General features: G+C 47.5%; 21 protein-coding genes. 20 read left to right on the top strand and 1 reads right to left on the bottom strand.

Translation table 11 applies throughout. The features are described 5' to 3' along the window. Nucleotides 1–335 precede the first annotated feature (335 nt). The gene (locus BM359_RS09410; protein ID WP_082332154.1) at nt 336–2321 is read left to right on the top strand and encodes a GGDEF domain-containing protein; all 1986 of its coding nucleotides are present in this window, start codon (nt 336–338) and stop codon (nt 2319–2321) included. A 34-nt stretch (nt 2322–2355) separates the two neighbouring features. Here the strand turns inward: BM359_RS09410 and BM359_RS09405 are convergent, their stop codons facing one another. Further along, on the bottom strand, nt 2356–3576 hold the full coding sequence (locus BM359_RS09405; RefSeq protein WP_054489723.1) for an adenosine deaminase family protein: 1221 nt from the start codon (nt 3574–3576) through the stop codon (nt 2356–2358). Between the two features lie 99 nt (nt 3577–3675). Between BM359_RS09405 and BM359_RS09400 the strand changes: the two genes are divergently transcribed. The 19 genes from BM359_RS09400 (at nt 3676) to BM359_RS09310 (ending at nt 22332) form a co-directional block, all read left to right on the top strand. Continuing rightward, nucleotides 3676–4257, top strand: a complete 582-nt coding sequence (locus BM359_RS09400; protein WP_054489724.1) for a thymidine kinase — start codon at nt 3676–3678, stop codon at nt 4255–4257. Nucleotides 4258–4343: 86 nt separating this feature from the next. Next, a complete protein-coding gene (gene pyrC / locus BM359_RS09395) occupies nt 4344–5378 on the top strand; it encodes a dihydroorotase (RefSeq protein ID WP_054489725.1) in 1035 nt (344 codons plus the stop codon). 129 nt (nt 5379–5507) lie between these two features. Continuing rightward, nucleotides 5508–6419, top strand: coding sequence for a hypothetical protein (locus BM359_RS09390; RefSeq protein WP_054489727.1), 912 nt, complete (start codon nt 5508–5510; stop codon nt 6417–6419). Next, entirely contained in the window at nt 6416–7012 is a 597-nt protein-coding gene (locus tag BM359_RS09385) for a PilN domain-containing protein (RefSeq protein ID WP_054489729.1), read from the top strand. The genes BM359_RS09390 and BM359_RS09385 overlap by 4 nt, the downstream gene beginning before the upstream one ends. 2 nt (nt 7013–7014) lie before the next feature. Next, nucleotides 7015–7650, top strand: a complete 636-nt coding sequence (locus tag BM359_RS09380) for a hypothetical protein (protein ID WP_054489731.1) — start codon at nt 7015–7017, stop codon at nt 7648–7650. Next, complete coding sequence (locus BM359_RS09375; RefSeq protein WP_054489733.1) at nt 7643–7984, top strand: GspB domain-containing protein; 342 nt, start codon at nt 7643–7645, stop codon at nt 7982–7984. Before BM359_RS09380 ends, BM359_RS09375 begins: the two co-directional genes overlap by 8 nt. Next, nucleotides 7981–9651, top strand: a complete 1671-nt coding sequence (mshL, locus tag BM359_RS09370) for a pilus (MSHA type) biogenesis protein MshL (protein WP_054489735.1) — start codon at nt 7981–7983, stop codon at nt 9649–9651. Before BM359_RS09375 ends, mshL begins: the two co-directional genes overlap by 4 nt. Nucleotides 9652–9656: 5 nt before the next feature. Continuing rightward, nucleotides 9657–10565 (top strand): ExeA family protein, encoded by a 909-nt coding sequence (locus tag BM359_RS09365; protein WP_054489737.1) that lies wholly within the window; start codon nt 9657–9659, stop codon nt 10563–10565. Beyond that, nucleotides 10562–11659, top strand: a complete 1098-nt coding sequence (locus BM359_RS09360) for a tetratricopeptide repeat protein (RefSeq protein WP_054489739.1) — start codon at nt 10562–10564, stop codon at nt 11657–11659. The genes BM359_RS09365 and BM359_RS09360 overlap by 4 nt, the downstream gene beginning before the upstream one ends. Next, nucleotides 11656–13371, top strand: coding sequence for a GspE/PulE family protein (locus BM359_RS09355; RefSeq protein ID WP_054489741.1), 1716 nt, complete (start codon nt 11656–11658; stop codon nt 13369–13371). The genes BM359_RS09360 and BM359_RS09355 overlap by 4 nt, the downstream gene beginning before the upstream one ends. Then, nucleotides 13371–14609 (top strand): type II secretion system F family protein, encoded by a 1239-nt coding sequence (locus tag BM359_RS09350; protein WP_054489743.1) that lies wholly within the window; start codon nt 13371–13373, stop codon nt 14607–14609. The genes BM359_RS09355 and BM359_RS09350 overlap by 1 nt, the downstream gene beginning before the upstream one ends. Beyond that, nucleotides 14609–15058, top strand: coding sequence for a hypothetical protein (locus tag BM359_RS09345; protein WP_054489745.1), 450 nt, complete (start codon nt 14609–14611; stop codon nt 15056–15058). The genes BM359_RS09350 and BM359_RS09345 overlap by 1 nt, the downstream gene beginning before the upstream one ends. A 62-nt stretch (nt 15059–15120) precedes the next feature. After that, a complete protein-coding gene (locus tag BM359_RS09340; RefSeq protein ID WP_054489747.1) occupies nt 15121–15723 on the top strand; it encodes a prepilin-type N-terminal cleavage/methylation domain-containing protein in 603 nt (200 codons plus the stop codon). A gap of 45 nt (nt 15724–15768) precedes the next feature. Continuing rightward, a complete protein-coding gene (locus BM359_RS09335) occupies nt 15769–16281 on the top strand; it encodes a prepilin-type N-terminal cleavage/methylation domain-containing protein (protein ID WP_054489750.1) in 513 nt (170 codons plus the stop codon). 54 nt (nt 16282–16335) lie between these two features. Then, nucleotides 16336–16761 carry a prepilin-type N-terminal cleavage/methylation domain-containing protein gene (locus BM359_RS09330; protein WP_054489752.1) on the top strand — a complete coding sequence of 142 codons (426 nt, stop codon included), beginning with the start codon at nt 16336–16338 and terminating at the stop codon, nt 16759–16761. Further along, on the top strand, nt 16751–17266 hold the full coding sequence (locus tag BM359_RS09325) for a type IV pilus modification PilV family protein (RefSeq protein WP_054489754.1): 516 nt from the start codon (nt 16751–16753) through the stop codon (nt 17264–17266). The genes BM359_RS09330 and BM359_RS09325 overlap by 11 nt, the downstream gene beginning before the upstream one ends. Continuing rightward, nucleotides 17266–18066, top strand: coding sequence for a PilW family protein (locus tag BM359_RS09320; protein WP_054489756.1), 801 nt, complete (start codon nt 17266–17268; stop codon nt 18064–18066). The genes BM359_RS09325 and BM359_RS09320 overlap by 1 nt, the downstream gene beginning before the upstream one ends. Then, nucleotides 18056–18502 carry a hypothetical protein gene (locus BM359_RS09315; RefSeq protein WP_054489760.1) on the top strand — a complete coding sequence of 149 codons (447 nt, stop codon included), beginning with the start codon at nt 18056–18058 and terminating at the stop codon, nt 18500–18502. The genes BM359_RS09320 and BM359_RS09315 overlap by 11 nt, the downstream gene beginning before the upstream one ends. 2 nt (nt 18503–18504) lie before the next feature. Beyond that, nucleotides 18505–22332: a DUF6701 domain-containing protein gene (locus BM359_RS09310; protein ID WP_054489762.1), complete on the top strand. Its 3828-nt coding sequence runs from the start codon at nt 18505–18507 to the stop codon at nt 22330–22332. Nucleotides 22333–22386: the final 54 nt, after the last annotated feature.

The raw sequence follows: 22386 nt of genomic DNA, 5'->3' as shown, positions 1-22386 counted from the left end.
AGCCCCTGAATACAATAGTATTACGATAGTAGGCACGGCATGGCACCACATGGCAGTGTTGTGTTTTGCTGACTTAACCGACGATGCTATTTTTGTAAAGTTTGAGCTTGAACTTGAATAAAAATTTACAAAATTCTTTGCATTTACGCTCATTTTTTTGAAAATCACTAATATTTACAGTTAATTGCGATTGCTTTTCAGCTACAAGGTAAATAGAACCCTTCTAGTTTTCCGACTGTCTAAGTGTGGCTGTATTATCATTGACCCCCTTCTTTAAGGGGGTCTTTGCTTTCTATTTGCTTGTCATTTTCTTGTATAGGCTCTAAATTGAAGCTATGCGACTGAATACAATGCAATTGCTTATTAGTTTGGTTTTCGTTGTTTCCTTTTTAGCTGATGCTCAAGAGGAGAATGAAGTTACCGTAGAAAAACTCGAACAGCTTCCTCCTTTAGCCGAGGATTTTGAGTCGCTTTCCTATCTAGAACGAATTAATTATTTAACGGAACATCTGGAACAAGCCGAGGGACCCGCTGATGAGTATCGTCTTCAGCGAGAGTTAGCTTATCAACACTACTTCTATTACGAGACTGAGTTAACTGCACAAGCCTGCCAACTTCATCCTCCCAAGGACTTCGATATTTTTTATCGGCATTTATGTGTCTCGGTAAAGGATGCGGAATATGAAGAAAAACTAGCCGAGCTTATCGCCCTGCATGAAGACGCTCTTGAGTTAGGTGGGACTGAATATGCAACTGAGCTGCTATCAGAAATCGGCTGGATACAGTCAAGTAACGGTCATATTGGACTGGCATTTAATAGTTTTGAACGTGCACTGGAGCTTGCTAAAGACCCAGCAGTAAACTGGCCTGTGTTGAATACCGTCATGCAGAATACCGCAACGCTGTATATTATGTATGGTGACAAAGAATATATGGAAAATGGTGTTGAGCTGCACCAGCAAGTGCTTCGACGCACTAAAGAGTTAATGGAAGAAGGACAGATTGATGAGCGTATGGCTCAAAATACCATCAGTCTAACCTATTTTAATCTGGGGGTAGCTAATACACTGCACCTGGAAGATTATGATGCTGCGCTTGAGTGGTTCGATAAGGTTCAGTCTGATGATGCAGGACTGTTGAAATCCACCCTGGTTTTCTCTGCCTTGTCTGCAGTGTTATTGGGTAAAAATGAGTTAGGCGCGAACTTTTTAGATCAGTCATTACAAACCACCGCGCCGGATGAGATTACCGCTCGTTACCTAAATTGCTATCAGCAACTGATACAGCTTAAGTTAAAGCAAACGGACTCAATAAGCGCATGCAATAATTTGCATCCCGATACCCAACTCGAAGTGAAACTGGATGTTTACAAGCGGATGTCGGAGCTTGAGCAAGAGGAGTTACAGTTTCAGGGGCTTAAGAAATTTTACGCCTTATATCTTGAGACCCTGGAGCCGCAATTAAAGCAAAGCGCCAGTGCCGTTGCGTCGAGCGCGGAGCTTAGTCGCTTAAAGCTGGAGTCTCAGTTGCAGGACGAGCTGCTGGAAAAAGAGCAGTTATTAAAAGAAGCTGAGAGCAAGCGCCGGGAAACCCAAACTCGGTTAACCTATGCATTGGCCAGTATCTTTGTTCTAGTGATTATTTTTGGTCTGCTTCAGCTGCGTCAAAAGTTCCGCCAGGCTAAACGTTTTGAGAAACTGAGCAAGACCGACATGTTAACCGGGCTGAATAACCGTTCTTATCTTGAACACAACATTAGCAAGTACATCGACTCTGCTGTGCTTTCTAATCGAAGTGAAGATACTAACAAAGTCGCTATTTATCTTTTTGATATCGACAAATTTAAAATGATTAACGACACCTATGGGCATGAGGTCGGTGATCAGGTACTTGTGGAATTTAGTAGACGAGTTAAATCTGTACGACGAGAAAGCGACATACTTGCTCGTTGGGGTGGAGAAGAGTTTCTGTTGGTTGCAAAACTGGATGATCTTGATGACTACCATGGTTTAGCGGAGCGAATACGGACCGTTGTCAGTGAAGAAGAGTTTGATTTGCCTTCGGGACTCAAAGTTAAGGTTTCCTGCTCTATTGGTGGGGCTATATATCCGTACAGCCCATACGGCGATGCGGGAGTGCATTGGAACAAGCTAATACAACTGGCAGATTTGGCGATGTACTACGGAAAGCAGCATGGACGGAATTGCTGGGCTTGCATTGACGAAGTCACCGACCCTGAGCAGCTTGAAACTGTTCTGCAGCAAACTCTGGAGGATTCACTTAAGCAGAACAGTGTCAAAATTAGCAGTTCTATCAAATAAGGGCCGGTAACCTTATAAACTCAGTAGTCGTTGATTAAAGCCCAAACTTCTCAACCACTTTGTCAAAGTACTTCAGATTCTGTTTGGCATAGTCGCGCTTATCCACATAACGGCCCGGGAAAAAGTTTTTCTTAAAGCCATAGGCGACCATGTCTTTCAGACGTTTCAATGGAATATCAAAGTTGTCCAGAGCTAACTGGTATTCATTGCTGACCGTGGTCCGTGATACCAAACGGTTGTCGGTACAAATGATAGTGGCCAGGCGATGGTCCAGCATGTGCTGGAAGTTATGATTCTTAATGTCGCCGATATCCGGGTTGGTTTGCAGGTTGCTGGTCAGGCAAACTTCAACGGCAATGCGGCGGTCAGCAATATAAGAAGCCAGGCTTTCACCATAAGCTTTCGGATCTTCTATAGACGGATCTTGAGTCATTTCAGGCGAGAATAACGAATACCCATGACCTAAGCGATCGGCATGGCATTTGGTTAAGGCTTCAAAAATGCTTTCGGCACCATAAGCTTCTCCGGCGTGCACAGTTTTGAGTAAGAAGTTTTCGTGAGCGTACTCATAAACCTCTTTAAACTCACCTGCCGGGTAGCCAATTTCCTGCCCGGCAATATCCAGCCCCACAATAGGCATGCCTTCTTCGTCGCGCATACGAACGCTGGCGCGGACTAAGTCCATTGCCGCTGTTTTAATCACCTGCATGGGCTCAAAGTCACGCATTAGCTGGAACATTTGCGTGTAATAGGGTGAGAATCCTTTTTTACCAAACATGCGCATTGCGCAGTTGATAATGCCGTACTCAAATGGCGGTTTATCGCCATTCTTTACGTCGGCGCTGCTGTTGTATTCATTCTTCGCCCGTAAAAGACCGTCGTTAACGACGTGCATAATGGTATCGAAGGTCACGCCTTTGCTCGGGTCCATTAGCAGTTGCGGTGCAAAGCGTACCTCAATGTAATTAACCCCTTCATTCTGGTTGTCGACGGCTAACTCATAAGAGGCTTGCTCCAGGTTTTCTAAGTCACGCAAGGCTGCGCAGGTGTACTGAAAACCATTGAGGTACTCACCCAAATTGTTGTAGTGAGACTTAAAAACTAAATCAAATAAGCCTTCCTCGGTATAGCTAGGGAGTTCGATATCAGCGCGTTTAGCCATATCAATTAAACTGCTGGCACGGAGGCTGCCGTCCAGGTGCAGGTGTAAGTCAGCTTTAGGAATGGCTTTAATAAATTCGGGGGAATATTGCATAGAGAACTCCTGCCTTAAGGTTGCTTTGTCCCATAATGCCATAAAATCGTGCTAATCTCTGCCAGGATCTAACCACAATAACTTAAAAAATAGAACAAAATGGCTTCTCTATATTTCACTTATTCGGCAATGAACGCGGGGAAAAGCACTTCGTTATTGCAAGTGGCGCATAATTACGAAGAGCGTGATCAGCATGTGTTGCTGATGACCCCTGCTCTAGACGATCGGGCTGGCAAAGGGCGCATTGCGTCGCGTTTAGGCATTGGCCGTGATGCGGTTTCCTTTACTCACAGAACCGATTTAGCGGCGGTGGTGCGTGCCCGCTATATGCAACAGCCGATTGACTGCGTATTAATTGATGAAGCTCAGTTTTTGAGCGAAGAGCAGGCGTGGCAACTCTCCAGCCTCGCCGATACCGATAATATTCCGGTGATGTGTTACGGCATTCGGACCGATGCCTTTGGTAATGCTTTTCCGGGAAGTGCGGTGTTGCTGGCTATAGCGGACAAATTGGTGGAGATGAAAACCATATGTCACTGCGGGCGCAAGGCAACCATGTCTTTGCGGGTTGATGAAAAAGGCAACGCCATTCGCATGGGGCAGCAAATTGCAATTGGTGGTAACGATAGGTACGTTTCCTGCTGTCGTAAGCACTGGAAAGAAGCCATGGGGTTACGCTAAAACGCTCAAATAGAATACAGATTAAAGGTTTTTGCTAAGGAACTTAATGGTATACTGGCTTTATCATTTTTTAGCCAGAAGTGACTATGCAAAGCTTAACCATTCCAAGACCAGATGACTGGCACCTGCACTTACGTGACGGGGCTATGCTGCACACAACCGTACCCGCATCGGCAACCGTGTTTCACCGCGCCATTGTCATGCCAAATCTGGTACCGCCGGTGACAACTGTAAAAGCGGCTTTAGAGTACCGGGCAAGGATTATGGAAGAGGTGCCCGAAGGCGTTAGCTTTAACCCATTAATGGCTTTGTATCTCACGGCTGAAACCACCCCCGGGCAAGTTGCCGAAGCCGCTGCTAATGATCACATTATCGGTTTCAAACTCTACCCCTCGGGGGCAACCACAAACTCCGCTGCCGGGGTTAAGTCAGTTGACGCATTGGGGCCAGTGTTAGCTGCTATGCAGGAACACGGTGTGCCACTGCTTGTGCATGGCGAAGTGACCGACAGCGATATTGATATTTTTGACCGTGAGCGGGTATTTATTGAGCGCCATTTAATTCCAATAACTGAGCGTTTCCCAGAGTTAAAATTAGTGCTGGAACACATCACAACCGCGGACGCCGTTGAGTTCGTGAAAAACGCTAACAACAATGTTGCAGCAACCATGACGCCTCAGCATTTGCTGATGAATCGGAATGATTTACTCGTTGGCGGTATTCGTCCGCATAATTATTGTCTGCCGATTCTAAAGCGGCGTACACATCAGCAGGCGCTGCAACAAGCGGCACTTTCCGGCAGCCCTAAGTTTTTTCTGGGAACCGATTCGGCTCCACACGTACAGGCGAGTAAAGAAACGGCTTGCGGTTGCGCCGGGTGTTATTCGGCGCCTGCAGCAATTGAACTTTATGCGGAGTTCTTTAGCCGGCATAACGGCTTAGACAAGCTAGAAAACTTTGCCAGCGGCTACGGTGCGGACTTTTATCAATTGCCACGTAATACAGATACCATTGAACTTGTTCAGCAGGAATGGACCGTGGCTGATACGGTAGATACAGCAACCGGACCCATGGTGCCTTACTGGGCCGGCTCGAGTTTGCAATGGAAGCTCAAGTATTAGTATTGCAGTTAAAGCACGACAAATGGGCTATGATGAAAGATATAAACTGCGTAAACGCTATTCTTTTTGTAATGAGCTGTGCAAAGTTTCTGTTAACATACATGAAAAAATAATAAAGGATGCTGCTGGGTGTTAGGATTTTCGAAGCAGAAACAAAATGGTCACCGTATTTGCTTTCAGATAACGCAAACCAGCGTCCGTCTCCTTATTGCTAAAGGGCCTGCCCAGTCACCTGAACTGATTGTTAACGATCATGAGCAAGTAAAGCGTGGCTCACTGATTAAAGAAGCGGGCGCATTGCTGAACAAATATTCGCGTATGTCTCTAAAGCATGCGCAGGTGATTTTAGTCTTGGGTACGGACTTATATGAATCGGTTCAAGTAGATAGACCCATGCTTGACCCCGGTGAAATCGCTGAGAGTTTAAAATACAGCTTAAGCGACTTAGTTTCCCTCTCTGGTGAAGAAATTATTGCCGATTACTATGAGTTTCCTGAACAACCTTCGGGTCAGGACAAATTGGTTGCCGTTGCGGCGAACCGACACGAGTTAAAACCCTGGGTCGATTTTTTTGGCGAGCATGACCTGCAGCTAATGGACATTGGTATTGCGGAGTTAGCCTTGCCCCGGTTGGTCGAAATTCAAAACCATGCCGAGTTAACCCTTTACCAGAACCCGGGCGGTAATTACATCGCGCAAATTAACACGCCTAAAGGGCTGATGTTTACGCGTTTACTACGTGGTGTCACCGACATTTCGAGCTATACCGCAGAAGAAATACAGGCGGGAGCTTTGGAGCCGCTGGCAACCGAGCTCCAGCGTTCAGTTGACTATTTTGAAAGTCATTTACGGCAGGCACCTATTAGCCGCATTATTTTAGCGGTTGAACACAGGCAGCTATCGGCGGTGCAGAGCAGTCTGTCAGAGCTTTTAGCTGTTGAGTGCAGCGTTTATTCGTACCCACAATGGGCAACTGAGTTGCGCGAAGACGACTATTCCGATTTGGCAGGCATGGGCGCATTGTTAGAGGTGTCCGTATGAAGCAGTGGGTAAACCTTTATCGCAGTGACTTGCAGCCAATTAAGCAGCGTCTGACCCTAGGTCGGTTAAGCACTGTTTTAGGTGTTTGGCTGGCGCTGCTTATAGCTGCACTTGTGGTTACTCAATGGCAAAATTCAGCAGTTACCCAGGAAAACGCAAAACTATCAAATGCGCTACAGGCGGTTAACGATGACCTGACTCGTGCCCGGGAACGACTTGAACGGAGGGAGCCTAGCCTGCAGTTACGTGAAGAAAAAGAAGAGCTCGCACAACAACTTCAGGATACGCAAAGTTTCAGTCGCAGAATTAGCGAGTTCCAACAAGGTCAGTCGTCTTCGGTTAGCGGCTTTTTAAGTGAATTGGCACAAATAACGCCGGAAGCTATTTGGCTGACTGACTTTTCAATTGCGGGCGAGAATATTCGTTTGCATGGGCAGGCGTTAAATAGTGAAGCACTCGTTTTGTGGATGGATAAATTCGGTCAGTCTGACTTGCTGGCAGACAAGCGCTTTGCTGTTGTTGAGCTTAAGCGAAGCGAACAGGGCTACCAACAGTTTCTGTTGCAAAGCGTCAGGACTGACGAGGACAAATAGAGATGATGAACTGGTGGCTAAACTTACAAGAAAACTTTGACGCTATGCCTGCTCGCCAGCGTGCGTTGATGGCCTTGGCAGCTTTTCTTGTTGTGACACTGCCTCTTATCAGTTACTTAATTGTTCCAACTGTTGAAGAGAACAAAAGTACGCAGGCTGATAACCGTCGTATTGAGTCGCAACTGGAACAGCTGAAGCAATTGCAGCAAGAGTTAAGAACTCAGTTAAGTAAAGATGTGAACGCGCCGGTTAAAGCAGAGATTAAACAACTACAGCAGCGCTTGGTTGTGGCCAAAGAAGATTTCTCAGGAAACACCGTGCTATTACCTGCCGACCAGCGTAAACAGTTTTTGCAAGGGGTGTTACGACACGCTTCTGAGTTGGAAATGGAAAACCTGGAAGCGCAGGAGCCGTCAGTGGTGTTTGAAACCGGTTCAATCAAGCTGTATCAACATGCTATTCAGGCGGAATTCAGCGGACGTTTTTTTGCTGTATCGGAATTTGTCGATAAACTGCAAACGGAGTATCCAAGTGTGCGGTGGGCGAACTTTGAGTACCAAGTGACGAATTATCCGACAGCAACAGTGACTATTGTCTGGTATTTACTGAGTACTGATAAGGAGTTTATCAGTGCGTAACTTAATTTTATGGCTATTTGTTTTATTGCCGTTGTCGACGTTAGCGCAAGAGCGTGACCCGACTCGGCCTCCGGTCAATGAAACGGAAACAATAGCTAACCTGGACAGCTGGGCGGAAGAATTGAAATTGACGCAAATTTTGTATTCTGAGCAGAGCCAGTCAGCTCGGTTAAATGGCCAGTGGGTCAAGCCGGGAGAGCGGGTTGATGGTGTGGAAGTAACGTCAATAAAACCAAACAGTGTGGTTGTTGAAAAAAGTAATGAAGTGGTCGAGATTACTTTATTTAAGCCGATAAAACAGAATAAGAAAGGCATCCCGGGGGCAGTACAATGATAAAAGTTGCGACAGGCGCATTATTGCTGGCAGTAATAGCGGGTTGTGCTTATCAGCCGAGCTATTCACCAGACGAAGCAAATGAGGCAATGAAGCCAGAAGCTGCTGAGAAAAAAGCGTCTGCTACAAAGTCGGCTATGCCGGCAGAAGTTAGTAACTTTCTGAGTCAAAGCGCGAACGGGCGAGAAGAAGACGGCTTAGCATTGCTAGAAGAACCCCGCTTTGTTCTACAGGCGGATGAAGTTGATGCGAAAGCTTTCTTTTATGGTTTGGCTGCTGATTCCCCTTACAACATTTTGGTACATCCGGATGTCAGCGGTGAAATTTCAATGAGTCTTAAAGATGTCACTCTGGATGAAACGCTGGATGCGGTGCAGGACATGTACGGTTTTGAAGTGCGCCGCTCCGGCCGTACAATTCAAATATTCCCTTCTGGTGTGCGCACCCAAACGTTTTCGCTCGACTACCTGTCACTGCGGCGTTTTGGCATGTCACAAACTGAAATCTCGGGCGGTGGCGTCAGTGATGAGCGTAATAACAATAACCAGTCTAATCGCGGAAATACGAATAACACCAATGTTTCTGGGGCAAGTCCTTTCGCCGGTAGTGGTGAATACAGCAGGGACTCACGTCAAAACTCCATGCAAGGCAATGGTTCCAGTATTACCACGCAATCGGAAACCAACCTGTGGGGCGACTTAAAAGAAGTTATTGAAGGCATCATAGGTAACGGCAACGTTGTCTTGTCGCCGCAGGCCGGGGTGGTTAGTGTGACTGCGTCAGCGGACAAGCTTCGCGCTGTTGGCGACTTCATCGAAACCCTGGAGTCGCGCTTACAACGCCAGGTGATTCTGGAAGCACGCATTATTGAAGTAACACTGAACGACAGTTATCAGCAGGGTATTAACTGGAGCGATATCTATTCCGGCAATGCGGGTTTTGGAGTGGAATTCAATGGCGTAACCCCAACTAACGCGACGTCAGCGGCTATTGGTGGCTTATTCGGTCTTACTTACACCGACGAAGGAAATAATTTCAGTGGCATGATAGAGATGCTGCAAACCCAAGGCACCGTGCAGGTTCTGTCGAACCCTCGTGTCAGTGCGTCGAATAATCAAAAAGCGGTCATTAAAATTGGTGAAGACGAGTACTTTGTTACCGATGTGACCAGCCGTACTTCACTTGATTCAGGCGGTATTTCGTCGTCAGACTCTGATATTGAGTTCACGCCGTTTTTCTCTGGTATTTCTCTGGATGTTACACCACAAATTAGCGATGACGGCGAAGTCATTTTGCATGTTCATCCGTCAGTGGTCGAAACCAGCGAACAGGAAAAAGTCATCACCGTGTCAGGAAAAGAGTCGGTACTGCCGCTGGCGCGCAGCAACATTCGCGAGTCCGATACCATAGTAAAGGCCCGCAACGGTGAAATTGTTGTATTGGGTGGTTTAATGCAAACCACAAATTCCGAAGAAGTGGGTAAAGTTCCGTTATTAGGCGACATTCCTTTGTTGGGAGAGCTCTTTACGAACCGTCGTAACCGTCAGGAAAAGAAAGAACTGGTGATATTACTCAAGCCCACGGTAGTCGGTGTTGATACCTGGCGCGATGAACTGAAACGATCACGCGAACTGCTGCAGGAATGGTTCCCGGACATTGAGCAATAGGTAGTATGTATTTATACCATTACGGCTTACGCGAACTGCCTTTTACAATAACGCCGAACACGCAGTTCTACTACGACTTGAAAAGCCACCACGAGGCTTTCGAGGTGGTTTTGACTGCGCTTAAAACCGGCGAAGGCTTTATTAAAATTACCGGAGAAGTGGGAACCGGTAAAACTCTGCTATGCCGGCGGCTACTGAACGACATACCTGACTTTTTTAAAACGGCCTATATTCCTGATTCCTACCTGGACCCGGCTGAGCTGAGGCTGGCTATTGCTCAGGAATTGTCCGTTGAAACTGAGTCGTTAACCAACCAGCAACAACTGGCGCGAGCTCTGCAGCAACGTTTGCTGGATATAAATAAAAGCGGGCAGGCGGTCGTTATTTTGATTGATGAGGCGCAGGCGTTACCAGAGGAAAGTCTGGAAGCTTTGCGTTTATTGTCCAATCTGGAAACTGAACGACGCAAATTGGTGCATATTATTTTACTCGGGCAACCAGAGCTCGATGAGCGTTTATCTCAAAAAGCTTTCCGGCAGTTACGTCAGCGCATTAGCTTTGCGCATAAACTGACGGCCATGAATGTCGATGAGACAGCAGAGTACATAGCTCACCGAATGGATGTGGCTGGTTATAAAGGTACGCCAATTTTTGACTGGAAACTGATAAAAGGCCTGCACCGGAGCAGCCGCGGCGTACCAAGGTTGGTTAATATGCTCTGCCATAAAATGCTGTTATTAGCTTACGGAGAAGGTCGGCGCCAACTGTCTTCAAAAGATTTGAAGCTGGCGGTTAAGGATACCGAAGATACTGAGTCAACTCGCTCTGTTTGGCTACCTGTTACTGTGTCAGTCGGCTTTGTTTTCCTGGCTGCTGCCGCTGTTAGTTACTGGAAAATGGGTGGTTTTCTATGAGCGTAATCAATAAAGTCTTGAAGGATCTTGATCGCCGTGGCCAGCAACCTTTTTCGAAAAATGCTGCCAGTAGCGCGGTGGAGCGCCGCGGGAGTCATCGTTTTGGGTTATGGTTGTTAGCGTCACTCATTGTTATTACGCTTGCTCTGGTGTTTTTTTGGTGGCAGTCCTCAGATGATGACGTGATGACGGTAACTGAAAGCGAAGCTGCGGACATGCCGTTAGTGCAGGAGCGCGTTGAGCCATTGGTTGATTCATCTGCATTTACGGTACCCACTGAACGTGCCGATGCGCAAGAGACTGGCTCGCGCGAACAAACTGTCATTGACCAGAATAACCTCGCATCAGTGGCGGTGTCTGTGCCTAAAAGTGAGGAAAAACCCGAGCCCGAAAGTAAAGAGGTAGAGCCTAAAGCGGTTGAAGAAGAACCTGAATCGACCGCAGATAACAGCAGCGACGAAGCTGAGACGAGCGGTGAGTTTCGTAAGCAGCCCGTACAACTTTCACCGGCCGAAATTGCTGAACAACATATTGAGAAAGCGCAGAAAGCGCAGCAACAGGGGCGGTTAACTTCAGCTGAAGAGCATTGGCGTAAAGCGTTGGCTGTAACTCCGGACAATAAAAATGTCCGAAAGAAACTGGCAGCGCTTCAGTTTGGGCGCAACAAGGTATCTCAAGCTCTGACGACATTAGAGGCAGGTTTTAAACGTGACCCGTCTGACTTTGAGTTTCGGTTATTAAGCGCTCGCATTTTAGAAAAAGAAGCCCGTCCTGCGGCGGCCCTAAGTTTGCTGAAGCAAGCGACACCGAATGCAGCAGACTACCCGGACTACGTTCAGAAAAAAGCATTGTTAGCTCAGGAAGTGGGTGACTATCAGACGGCAGCAAATACTTATCAGCGACTTATTGTGGCGGAGCCGACTCAGGGCCGTTGGTATTTAGGTAAAGCTTTAGCTCAGCAGGAATTTGCACCGCAAACAGCTTTAGTCTCTTATGAAGAGGCACTAACGCGAATTACGCATCGGCCTACTGTCGAGTTTATTCATCAGCAAATTGCGTTGTTAGAAACAAATGCTCCGGCGGGTGAAGAATGAAGCGCCCACGTCTCAAAATGCGACTGGGTGACTTGCTTGTTCATGAGCAAATCATCACAGAAGATCAACTGCATAAGGCTTTGGAAGAGCAGCACCTCAGCGGACGCAAGCTAGGGGCAACGTTAACTGATCTCGGTTACATTTCAGAACAGCAGTTACTGGAGTTTTTGGCGCAGCAACTGAAACTTTCGCTCATTAGTATTTCTGAGCGAAAAATCCCACCGGAGGCTTTCAAGTTACTGCCTGAGGTTCAGGCTCGCCGGCATCGCGCTTTGGTCATTGAAGCCGATGACAAGAAAGCCCTGGTTGGCATGAGTGACCCGGCCGACTTGTCTTCAATTGACGCGATAAACCAGTTGCTGGCTCCTCGTCAGGTTGAACTGGCGGTTGTACCAGAGGGTGAGTTGATGCAGGCCTTCGACAACTTGTACCGACGCACGAAGGAAATTGAAACCTTTGCCAGCCAGTTACAGGACGAATACGAAGACACCAGTGAATTTGAACTGGGCCAACTCAGCCTTGATGACGACACGGACGAAGCAACTGTCGCCAAGTTACTGCAGTCAATCTTTGAAGATGCCGTGCAAGTTCGCGCGTCTGACATTCATATTGAGCCGGATGATCGCAAGCTCCGTATCCGTCAGCGGGTTGATGGCGTGCTACAGGAAAATGTTCTGGATGAAACCAATATTGCCAATGCGCTGGTATTGCGTCTTAAGCTGATGGCCGGACTGGATATCTCCGAGCGTCGCTTGCCTCAGGACGGGCGTTTTAATATGAAGGTACGCAAGCACAGTATTGATGTTCGTGTATCTACTATGCCGGTGCAGTACGGTGAGTCGTGCGTACTGCGTCTGCTGGACCAGTCAGCTGGCTTATTGTCTTTAGAGCAAACCGGTATGCCGGACTCAATTCTAAAACGCGTACGTAAGTTGATAAAACGGCCGCACGGTATGCTATTGGTAACGGGTCCAACGGGTTCCGGTAAAACGACAACCTTGTATGGCGCTCTGAGTGAGTTAAACACCGAAGGCAAAAAAGTCATTACGGTTGAAGACCCGGTGGAGTATCGCTTGCCGCGTATATCTCAAGTGCAGGTAAACAGTAAAATCGGCCTGGATTTCTCACGCGTGTTACGTACCACCTTACGTCAGGACCCTGACATTATTATGGTTGGTGAGATGCGTGACCACGAAACCGTAGAAATAGGTTTGCGCGGCTCCATCACTGGTCACCTGGTTTTATCCACCTTGCACACCAACGATGCTATCACCAGCGCCATGCGCCTAATTGATATGGGCGCGCCGCCGTATCTGGTTGCTGCGGCACTACGCGGTATTTTAGCTCAGCGTCTGGTGCGCCGGGTGTGTGACAAGTGCACTGAAGGTTATCAGCCTGATGAACCAGAAAGCCAGTGGCTGGAACATTTGAAAGAAGGTAGCTCTCAGTATTCTTTCAAACGCGGAGCTGGCTGTCAGAGCTGCAACCATACCGGATACCGGGGACGTATCGGTGTGTTTGAGCTGCTTGAAATGAACACACCCATGATGGATGCCTTACGTGACGGTAACACTCGTGAGTTTGCTGCGGCTGCTAAAGCGCATCCGGGCTATCAGTCCATGGCAACGGTTGCGCTGGATTATGCGCGGCAGGGCGTTACCAGTGTGGATGAAGTGTTATTCCTGGCTGAAAGTGTTGAGGACAGCATCTGATGCAGTTTCGTTATCGTGCCCGGGACAAGTCAGGCCAACTGCAGCGCGGCTCAGTTGATGCCAGCGATGAGCGTAATGCCGCTGACGTGCTCATGCGGCGCGGGTTGGTTCCTTTGTCCATTAACCCGGCCGGAGGACAGAGCTTTTCGTTACTTAACAGCAGCTTTGGTGAAAGTTTAAAATCGGCTTTTCAGCAGAAAGTCTCATTAGACGAACTGATTATTTTCTGTCGGCAGATGTACTCGCTGACACATGCCGGCATTCCTATGCTAAGAGCCATTGAAGGCCTTGCTGATACCACGCAAAACAAGCGTCTGCGGACAACCCTTAAAGATGTGCATGATCAACTGGAGCGGGGGCGGAATTTATCCACCGCTATGTCTCAGCACCGAGGCGTTTTTCCCCGGTTGGTTATTGCTATTGTGCATGTGGGAGAAAACACCGGTCAACTGGAGGAATCCTTTCAGCAGCTATCGGTGTACTTGGAAAAAGAGCAGGACACCCGTAAGCGAATAAAAGCGGCCACACGTTACCCGAGTTTTGTGTTGATAGCTCTGGTTGTCGCCATTTTTGTGCTGAACATTTTTGTTATTCCAACTTTTGCCTCCATGTTCAGCCGGTTCAATGTTGAGCTCCCCTGGGCAACGCGGGCGCTACTCGGGTCCTCCCAGTTCTTTGTCGGCTATTGGCATGTTCTGCTGCTTGCCATGGTGGGCGGCTTTTTCGGTATTCGTTATTACGTCGGAACGGACAATGGGCGGTTGAAGTGGGACAGCCTTAAATTAAAAATTCCTATTATTGGCTCTATTTTAATGCGTTCCATGTTAGGCCGCTTTGCGCGCAGTTTTTCGGTGATGATTGGCGCCGGTGTTCCATTGACTCAGGCTTTATCTTTAGTGGCTGAGGCCGTTGATAACGCCTGGATGGAAAAACGCATTATAGAAATGCGTCGGGGTATTGAACGAGGCGAAAATTTGTCACGAGTTGCCCGCCAGTCGGAACTCTTTACGCCGCTGATTCTGCAAATGATATCCGTTGGTGAAGAAACCGGTCGAGTCGATGTGCTGTTACTGGAAGTGGCTGAATATTATGAGCGCGAAACCGATTACGATCTGAAAACTTTAACCGCGCGTATTGAGCCGATAATGATAGCTGTGGTCGCGGTGATGGTACTGATTCTCGCGCTGGGAATATTTACCCCAATGTGGGACATGATGAGCGCATACCAGGGACGCTAATGACACGGGAAACAACGGATGAACGTAAGGGCATTCAACGTTTTCAGAACATTCTGGTGGTATTGCTTTTGTTGATACTGGCTGCGGTGGCCGCCAGAATGGTACTTATTAACGAGCCGCAAAAGTGGCGTCAAACCGAGTTAGACATTGCAGTATCGCGTTTTATTGACTCGCTTTGGCTGGCACGCACCGAATGGATGCGCCGCGGCAAGCCGAAAGAAGTGGCCTTGCTGAATGAAAGCAGAAAGCAGCAAGTGAAAATAGTCATGAATAATAAGGGCTGGCCTTCGGTTGAACAAGGCTGCCTGCGCTTATGGCAGCAATTGGGCGGTGAAATACCAGCCAGTGCTTTGCAGGTTAAAGCGGAGCTAAACAGCTGTTATTACGAAGTTAACCAACGGGCCTGGTTTAGCTATCACGATAAGCAGGGTCAGGTCGTTCGAAAATAAAGAGAAAGCTGGTGTTAAGTGTTAAGGAAATGTCATAAAATGGATTCCACTGGAGTTTTAGTATGAGAACTAAAATGAGAAAGCAGCAAGGCTTCACTATTATAGAGCTGATTATCGTGGTGGTTATTCTGGGGTTATTGGCCGCCGCGGCTATTCCCCGGTTTACCGATGTATCATCAGACGCAGAAGACGCAGCTCTTGAAGGCGTAGCTGGCGGTTTTGCCAGTGCTGTAGGCATTGTTCGGGGTGAGTGGGAGCTTAGCGGACGTCCGAAAGGTGATAGCAGCACGGGTTCCGGGGCTGAAGTATCGCTGGACCAAATTCTGCTTTATGTGGATGGCAATACCGGATACCCGGTTAGTGGTGACAACGACGCAGCGCACGACGAAAATCTGGTAGCTGAGGACTGTGTAAGTGTTATGCAGTCTATTTTGCAAGGAGCACCAACGGTTACAACCGATTTTAGTAACCTTGAGCAAACCCGTTATTTTACTTACGTGACACAGGACAGTGCCGCAGGTAACGATATGTGTGTTTATTATTTAACAAACACCATAAAAAATGAAGCAACAGCGCCGTCGGGTGATGATTATCTGACAGTGGGCAACGCTTTCGTTTATAATCCACGCAATGGCGGCGTGAGTATTCACAGCAATAACCAATAATTTCTATATAGAAATATTTTTAAACAACAATTGAGAGTTTTAATTATGCGCAATCAAAAAGGTTTTACTCTGATCGAACTGATCATTGTCATCGTAGTTTTGGGGATTTTGGCTGTAACTGCTGCGCCTCAGTTTATTAACTTCTCCGGCGATGCTCGTACTTCGACTGTGAAAGGTCTTAAAGGGGCAATGCAGGGCGCGACTCAGACAGTATATGCAAGAGCTGCGATTGATGATGACTTGGATGGCACTTCGGCTGCTCCGGTGACTGTTAATGGTGTAGCTACTGTGAACGGTTATCCAGCAGCGACACAGGCAGGCATTGTTACTGCTGCCAATTTAGATGCAACAAATGTTGATCCTGCTACTACAGTAACAACAGATTGGGCGTTTTTTGCAGATAGCGGTACCATTTCAATTGCTCCAGGTGATCAAGTAGTAGATCCTACAACGGCAGCGGTAGGGGATATTACCGACACGAACTGTTACGCGACATATTCAGATGCGGCTGATTCTAATACCCCTCCAGTAATTACTATTGTAACGACTGGCTGTTAAATCTGACTTTAGGAGCCTGCAGCCATTCAGCTGTGGGCTTTTTAAAGGCTAACTATGAAGTCCCGAGGCTTCACTCTTATAGAACTCATCATCATACTGGTCATCATCGGTATCTTAGCCGTATCGGCTAGCCCCTTATTTATTAGTGATTCTGGCACAAAAAGCCAAACAGCCCGCTTACAAGCGATGGGTATTTTGCGAGCCGTTCAGCAGCAAGCAATGCAAGATACTGTGAATGATTATAGTATTTCGGTAACAGAAAGCACTTTGGGTAACCCGCCTTACAGCGAAGACAATAGCCTTCAGCTCAGCAATTTAGATGACATCACGTTTTCACCTTCAGACCTAACTATTGGCTTCAATGCACTAGGGCAGCCAACACACGGTTGTACTGGCGGTTGCACAATAACGATTACCGAAAATTTAGGCGTAAGCCGAACCATTAGCATTAATAAAGAAGGCTTTATTGATGCGCAATAAACAGACAGGTTTCACACTCATTGAGCTTATTGCCGGCATTGTGGTTATTGCTATTGTTACTTTGGTGGTGACAACCGGGTTGGGCCAGCTCTTTCGTCAAAGTGTGGACCCCTGGCAGCAGATTAGGGCAACGGAAGTTGGGCAAAGTCTCATGAATGAAATAATGGCCCGGCGGTTTGATGAAAATTCTAATATCGGTAATCAGTATGAACGCTGCTCTGAAGGTTCGGGGAGCTGCACAACACCGGCTCCGTGTCCTGGTGACGGTAGCACCCCAAATGCCGAAGAAGCTCAGCGAGAACAGTTTGATGATGTGGACGACTATAACGGCTTGAGGCTAAGTGGAGATGAATTGAGTGGCTCCTCACCGAATCGTTACAATGGTTTTGAGGCATTTGTTTGTGTCACAGAAAAAAATGCAAATGAACTTAAAAGAATAACGGTCACAGTTATTACTCCTCAAGACGAGCGCATAGAGTTCAGCTCCATAAAAGGGAACTGGTGATGAGAGCGCAACGGGGCTTTACCTTAATAGAACTCATTATTGTTATTGTGTTGCTGGCCATAGTGGCGGGTTTTAGTTTTCAGTTTATTGGTATTGGCGCGCAAATGTTTTCGACCGGTGCTGAGCGGTTGCAGACCATAGAGAAAATCCGTTTTGCCATTGAGCGTTTGACCCGGGAAGTGCGGGGGGCGGTTCCAAATAGTGTACGGGTTAGTGGTCAATGCCTTGAGTTTGTGCCGGCAAAAGTCGCCGGGGTTTATTATGATACTCCAATACGACCCAGTTCTGCCGACGAAATGACCTTTGTGACTTTTGCCGGGAGCTCAGATGAAGACAATATAAGCTGGAGCCTAAGCGGAGATGAGCGTATTTTTATTTATGCCACCAGGGCAAACTTTATCTACTCAGATAACCCACAACGTTATGCAGAGCTAGCAAGTGGCTATGTGTCTACCAGCTTTGAGAATACTCTGCCTTTAGAGTCATCAAGTCAGTTCGCGAAGGAGTCGCCACTGCAAAGAGCTTATATTGGCAGCCCTCCGGTCAGCTTCTGTTTAAATGCGGGTAACTTATATAGGGTGAGCGGCTATGGTTGGCAGCAAACGCAACCAATACCCTCAGGTGGTTTTGCACCTGAAAACCTAATTGCGCAAGACATTAACATGAGTACCGCTGTTTTTGACGTAGAAGCGAATAACCAGCAAAGTAATAATATCATTACTCTGCAACTTCAATTCGGCGAAGCCGCTGAAGAACAAGTATTTTATTACCGTGAGGTGCACATCCCTAATGCGCCATAACAGACAGCAACGACAACTCGGTAAACAGCGAGGGAATACCTTAGTTATTGCGGTGTTCGTTATTGTTGTGCTCGGAGGTCTGGTAGCTGTGTTATCCAGTCTGCTGAGGACGACCTCAGAAAGTGTGGTTACCGAAGTGCTGGGAGCGCGTAGTTATTTAGCTGCGCAGTCGGGGCTGGAGCAAGCCATGTTGGAAGTCTATCCATTAAATAATGACCCTGTTACCAACTGCAGCTTTGATGGCACCAGTTACAGCTTCGCAGGTAACCAGAGCCTTCAGCAGTGTAACGCAGCCATAAGTTGCGATAGTCAGAATTACACAGATGCTGATAGCGAGACCTTTACTCATCTTGTGGTGACATCAACCGCGGTTTGTGAAGCTGGCTCGCAACGAGCATCAAGGCAGCTGCAAATAGAAACGCGAGTGGGGAATTAAAAATGAAAGCTCGCTATTTATTTTTACTAGCCGTTGCGTGTCTTCTGGTCACGGTAAGTGCCGACGCCAAAAAGTACAACTTGCCGAACCAAAGTCTGCCGGGCTGTACGCAAAATGGAACGACTTACACCTGCGGAACCTTAACACTCAACAGTGGCGATCAAATTGAAATCACCGGCAATGAAGGCGTTGTTATTATCGTTGAGGCCATTGACTTCGCTGACGGAGTTCAAATTAACAGTAAAGGCCCGTCTCTGGATATGCAGTTTTTATCGGGAGGGCAAACTACTATTGGTGAAAACAGTTCGGTGAATGCGTCCTTCGACAGTGACGGTGACATCGTCATAAGCGACGGCACCACGGTGACCGGAGATATTAGTTCAAGTGGGGATATAACGTTAGGGGACAACGTAACGGTTGAAGGTGACCTTAGTAGCGCAGGGACGGTAACAATAGGCTCCGGAAGTACAGTAACGGGTGATGTGAACGCGCCGGTAATTAATAATAGCGGTACGATTGAAGGCGAAACTTGCAATACCCCCGGTAACGTAGGCGACTGCCAGCAGACCCTACCCGATCCAATAGGTTACTGGCAGTTTGATGAATTACAGTGGGGTGGTACATCCGGAGAAGTTGCCGATAGCTCACCATACTCTTATGACGGTATTGCGTTAAGCAATGCGTTTACGTCAGGTTTTAACCCCGCGAGAACCTTAAACGATGAGAGTACTTGCCGTTATGGTCGCTTCAATGGCGACAACCGGGTGCGCGTTCCGGGTGTCGACCAGACACTGGAGTCAAATACCATTTCCGTTGCTTTTTGGTTTAAAGGTGACTCGGAGTTACAAAACCCGAGCGACAGCTACCAGACGTTGTTACTGCTCGGGGAAGGCACGACAGAGACAGATGCTGGGCGTTTTGAAGTCTACCGGCAGGATGATAGCGACGGCGGCGGATTATACTTTGAAGTACGTAAAAGAAATGGTGACCTGCTGACAATTGAAGCGGGAAATGCCTTTAATGGTCAGAGTAATTTATTTGATGACCAGTGGCATCATATAGTGGCGAGCTACAATGCCGACAATAACGTTCTTTATTTGTATATTGACGGTGAACTGTTCGATACCAACTCTTACTCCGGCGACACGAGACTTAACGATAGAGCAACACCGACCCTTTATATCGGTGGTCAGGGCAGTTCACAAAATAGCTTTCGTGGAGAAATTGATGAAGTCTACTTGAGTGACGGAGTTTTCACGCCGACAACTGCTGCAGTTCTGTATTACCAAACACGGCCATGTGCGAACACCCGCCCTCAATGTTCGGCAGTATGGCCGCAAGGGTTCAGCCCGGCCAATAGCGTACCTTTGCCTTTTGACTTGCCAGACCGAGATTTGAACTCTCAATTGCCGGGAACGCTACAGCCTATAGATTATTTGCGAGTTGGTGATTTTAGTGATGTTGGCGCAAACTACTCAACAAACGGGCAGACGTCGCGGGTTTATATTGATGGTGATTTAACCATACAGTCCGGCCGTCGGATTAATATCGGTGGCAGCGCAGATGAACTGATTCTGGTTGTGACGGGTGATTTATATTTAGAAAAAGACGTAGAAATTAACGGTTATATTTATGTTCAGGGTAATTTGTATTTCGAAGAAAGTATTTTCCCCTGGAACAGAAGTGAGGTTAGCGGGGCGCTGAGTTTGGCAGGCCAGGCCAGTTCTTTTGGTTTTCCGGGGTTTTTCTCGCCAACAATAGCGTATGGAGCCCCTGATGAACCTCTGGATGGCGGCAATTTTTGTGAAGCTGGCAATACAGAGCCTCCGGTTGTAGTGCCTGATCATTATCGGTTGTCCTATACAAGCCCGGCATTAACTTGTGAAGCTACGGAAGTGACTATCGAAGCATGTGCGGATGAGTCATGTTCAAGTTATTCACCTGTTAGCAGCACGGTCTACCTTTCTCAGAGTGCGGGGCAGTGGAGCCCGAACCCAGTTGTAGTAGCACCTACGGCAAATGTTGAGTTAAGCCAGTTAGAAGCGGGTGACTACACGCTAGCCGTTGATGATATTCAAACAACGCCAGGAGCTTTGAACCCGACGCAGTGTTACGTTAATGGCAATTTAACTTCAAATTGTGAGATAACCTTTAGTGATACCGGTCTTAAGTTTGGAGCGATTCCAAATCAGGTTGCGGGAGTGCCATTCTCCAGTACGCTTTCCGTTGTTCGACTTAATGATGAAACTAAGGCCTGTGAAGTCGTGGCCGAACAGGTAAATGAAGTCGATATGGGAATGTATTGCGTAAATCCAGGCAGCTGTAGCGACTTTACTCAGTTTCCTTATGCACAAATGACAGTTGATAACACTCAAATCGACGAACTAGAAGAGAATGGCAGCGGTGTTGTTGAAGGATGGACAGCTGTTGTAACAGACTTTGTTGATGGAGAGGATCTATTTACGGTTCAATACGGTGATGCTGGCCAGGTGAAGTTACACGCAAAAGCTCAACTGCCTAATGGCAAAGTGATTGAAGGTGTGTCGAACGACTTTGTCTATAAACCGGCTGAAATCTCGCTACAAACCGTGAGCAATTATAGTGGTGATATTCTGGCGAAGGCGGGCGAGGCGTTCTCGATGTCGTTGCAAGCGGTTAATGCGGGTGGCGAGGTAACGCCGAATTTTGGTCGTGAAACTCCACAGGAGACACTGAATATAGCGAGTATCGCAGATGCAGTTTTGCCTTCAGAGAATGATGGTAATATAGAGAATGCCGGCAACTTCATAGCGCAGGATATCGGATCGATTCGCTTTGATAATACGACAGTGGCTTATACCGAAGTCGGCAATGCTAGAGTTACTGCTCAAATTGCGGACCAAGATTATCTTGGCACAGGAACGGTTATCACTGATCATAACATTGGTCGCTTCATTCCTTTCGCGTTTGAGCCATTGACCGCGGGATTTGCCGGTACTTGCACAGATTTTTATTACATGGGGCAACCGCAGTTGATTGAACTGTCAGCAAGAGCGGTTAATGCTGGCGGCGCAGTAACGGCAAATTATGATGGCTCGCTCGCGAAGGCCATACCTCTGTTTTATGCCTATGATGACCAGAGTGGTCTGGCAGAGCCGTTATCTGAACATTCAGTATCTGAAAACCCGGCAAATGACTGGCAATGGGACAATGGCATCGGCCAATTTATAGGCTCCGCTAGTGTGACTGTGTCCCGGTTATTGTCACAGCAGCCCGATGGTCCATATGAAAATTACATACTGGGATGGCAACTCGACGATCAAGAAGATGGTAATTTCTACTCGGTACTCGAAAATAGTGAGCTACCTGCAATGAACGGGGCCGCCCGGTTGGATAGTTCCTCTCTATATTATGGTCGTGTTAACCTGCAAGATACGTACGCGGGTATGGGCGATGTCATGCCAGTTGCCGGAGCTGTTGAATATTGGCAGGGCGAAAGCTTTGTTACAAATGAAAAGGATGCTTGCTCGACATTTTCTCGCGCAGACATTCAATTGCGCGACGACCTAACAGCCGGACCGTACCCGGCGTTAGAAACAACGCCGGCCGAACTTAGCGTCAGGGATGGGTTACTGAACCCCTCAGATGTTGATATTAACGAGTTATTCCGTTGGGTATCGGAGCAAGAAAGTGAGCCCTACTCGTTTCTTTTTGAGGCTCAAGTGCCTGCATATTTACAGTATGACTGGTCAGGAGATGGCGACTTTGATGAAAACCCGCAAGCCGAGGGCACATTCGGTATTTATCGCGGCAGCGATCGCCAAATTTACTGGCGTGAAGTAGGCTGGTAGAGTCATTTATGATGAATAATCGACAATTCGATGACAATGCCTCTTGCTCTTTTG

This window comes from Idiomarina abyssalis (genome assembly GCF_900116625.1).
GTDB lineage: Bacteria > Pseudomonadota > Gammaproteobacteria > Enterobacterales > Alteromonadaceae > Idiomarina > Idiomarina abyssalis.
This window is presented reverse-complemented; position numbering and strand designations above follow the sequence as displayed.

Excerpts from the sequence above, each read along its gene's own strand:
- BM359_RS09410 (WP_082332154.1), top strand. The coding sequence starts at position 336 with ATGCGACTGAATACAATGCAATTGCTTATTAGTTTGGTTTTCGTTGTT.
- BM359_RS09405 (WP_054489723.1), bottom strand. The coding sequence starts at position 3,576 with ATGCAATATTCCCCCGAATTTATTAAAGCCATTCCTAAAGCTGACTTA.
- BM359_RS09400 (WP_054489724.1), top strand. The coding sequence starts at position 3,676 with ATGGCTTCTCTATATTTCACTTATTCGGCAATGAACGCGGGGAAAAGC.
- pyrC (WP_054489725.1), top strand. The coding sequence starts at position 4,344 with ATGCAAAGCTTAACCATTCCAAGACCAGATGACTGGCACCTGCACTTA.
- BM359_RS09385 (WP_054489729.1), top strand. The coding sequence starts at position 6,416 with ATGAAGCAGTGGGTAAACCTTTATCGCAGTGACTTGCAGCCAATTAAG.
- BM359_RS09380 (WP_054489731.1), top strand. The coding sequence starts at position 7,015 with ATGATGAACTGGTGGCTAAACTTACAAGAAAACTTTGACGCTATGCCT.
- mshL (WP_054489735.1), top strand. The coding sequence starts at position 7,981 with ATGATAAAAGTTGCGACAGGCGCATTATTGCTGGCAGTAATAGCGGGT.
- BM359_RS09365 (WP_054489737.1), top strand. The coding sequence starts at position 9,657 with ATGTATTTATACCATTACGGCTTACGCGAACTGCCTTTTACAATAACG.
- BM359_RS09360 (WP_054489739.1), top strand. The coding sequence starts at position 10,562 with ATGAGCGTAATCAATAAAGTCTTGAAGGATCTTGATCGCCGTGGCCAG.
- BM359_RS09355 (WP_054489741.1), top strand. The coding sequence starts at position 11,656 with ATGAAGCGCCCACGTCTCAAAATGCGACTGGGTGACTTGCTTGTTCAT.
- BM359_RS09350 (WP_054489743.1), top strand. The coding sequence starts at position 13,371 with ATGCAGTTTCGTTATCGTGCCCGGGACAAGTCAGGCCAACTGCAGCGC.
- BM359_RS09345 (WP_054489745.1), top strand. The coding sequence starts at position 14,609 with ATGACACGGGAAACAACGGATGAACGTAAGGGCATTCAACGTTTTCAG.
- BM359_RS09340 (WP_054489747.1), top strand. The coding sequence starts at position 15,121 with ATGAGAACTAAAATGAGAAAGCAGCAAGGCTTCACTATTATAGAGCTG.
- BM359_RS09335 (WP_054489750.1), top strand. The coding sequence starts at position 15,769 with ATGCGCAATCAAAAAGGTTTTACTCTGATCGAACTGATCATTGTCATC.
- BM359_RS09330 (WP_054489752.1), top strand. The coding sequence starts at position 16,336 with ATGAAGTCCCGAGGCTTCACTCTTATAGAACTCATCATCATACTGGTC.
- BM359_RS09325 (WP_054489754.1), top strand. The coding sequence starts at position 16,751 with ATGCGCAATAAACAGACAGGTTTCACACTCATTGAGCTTATTGCCGGC.
- BM359_RS09320 (WP_054489756.1), top strand. The coding sequence starts at position 17,266 with ATGAGAGCGCAACGGGGCTTTACCTTAATAGAACTCATTATTGTTATT.
- BM359_RS09315 (WP_054489760.1), top strand. The coding sequence starts at position 18,056 with ATGCGCCATAACAGACAGCAACGACAACTCGGTAAACAGCGAGGGAAT.
- BM359_RS09310 (WP_054489762.1), top strand. The coding sequence starts at position 18,505 with ATGAAAGCTCGCTATTTATTTTTACTAGCCGTTGCGTGTCTTCTGGTC.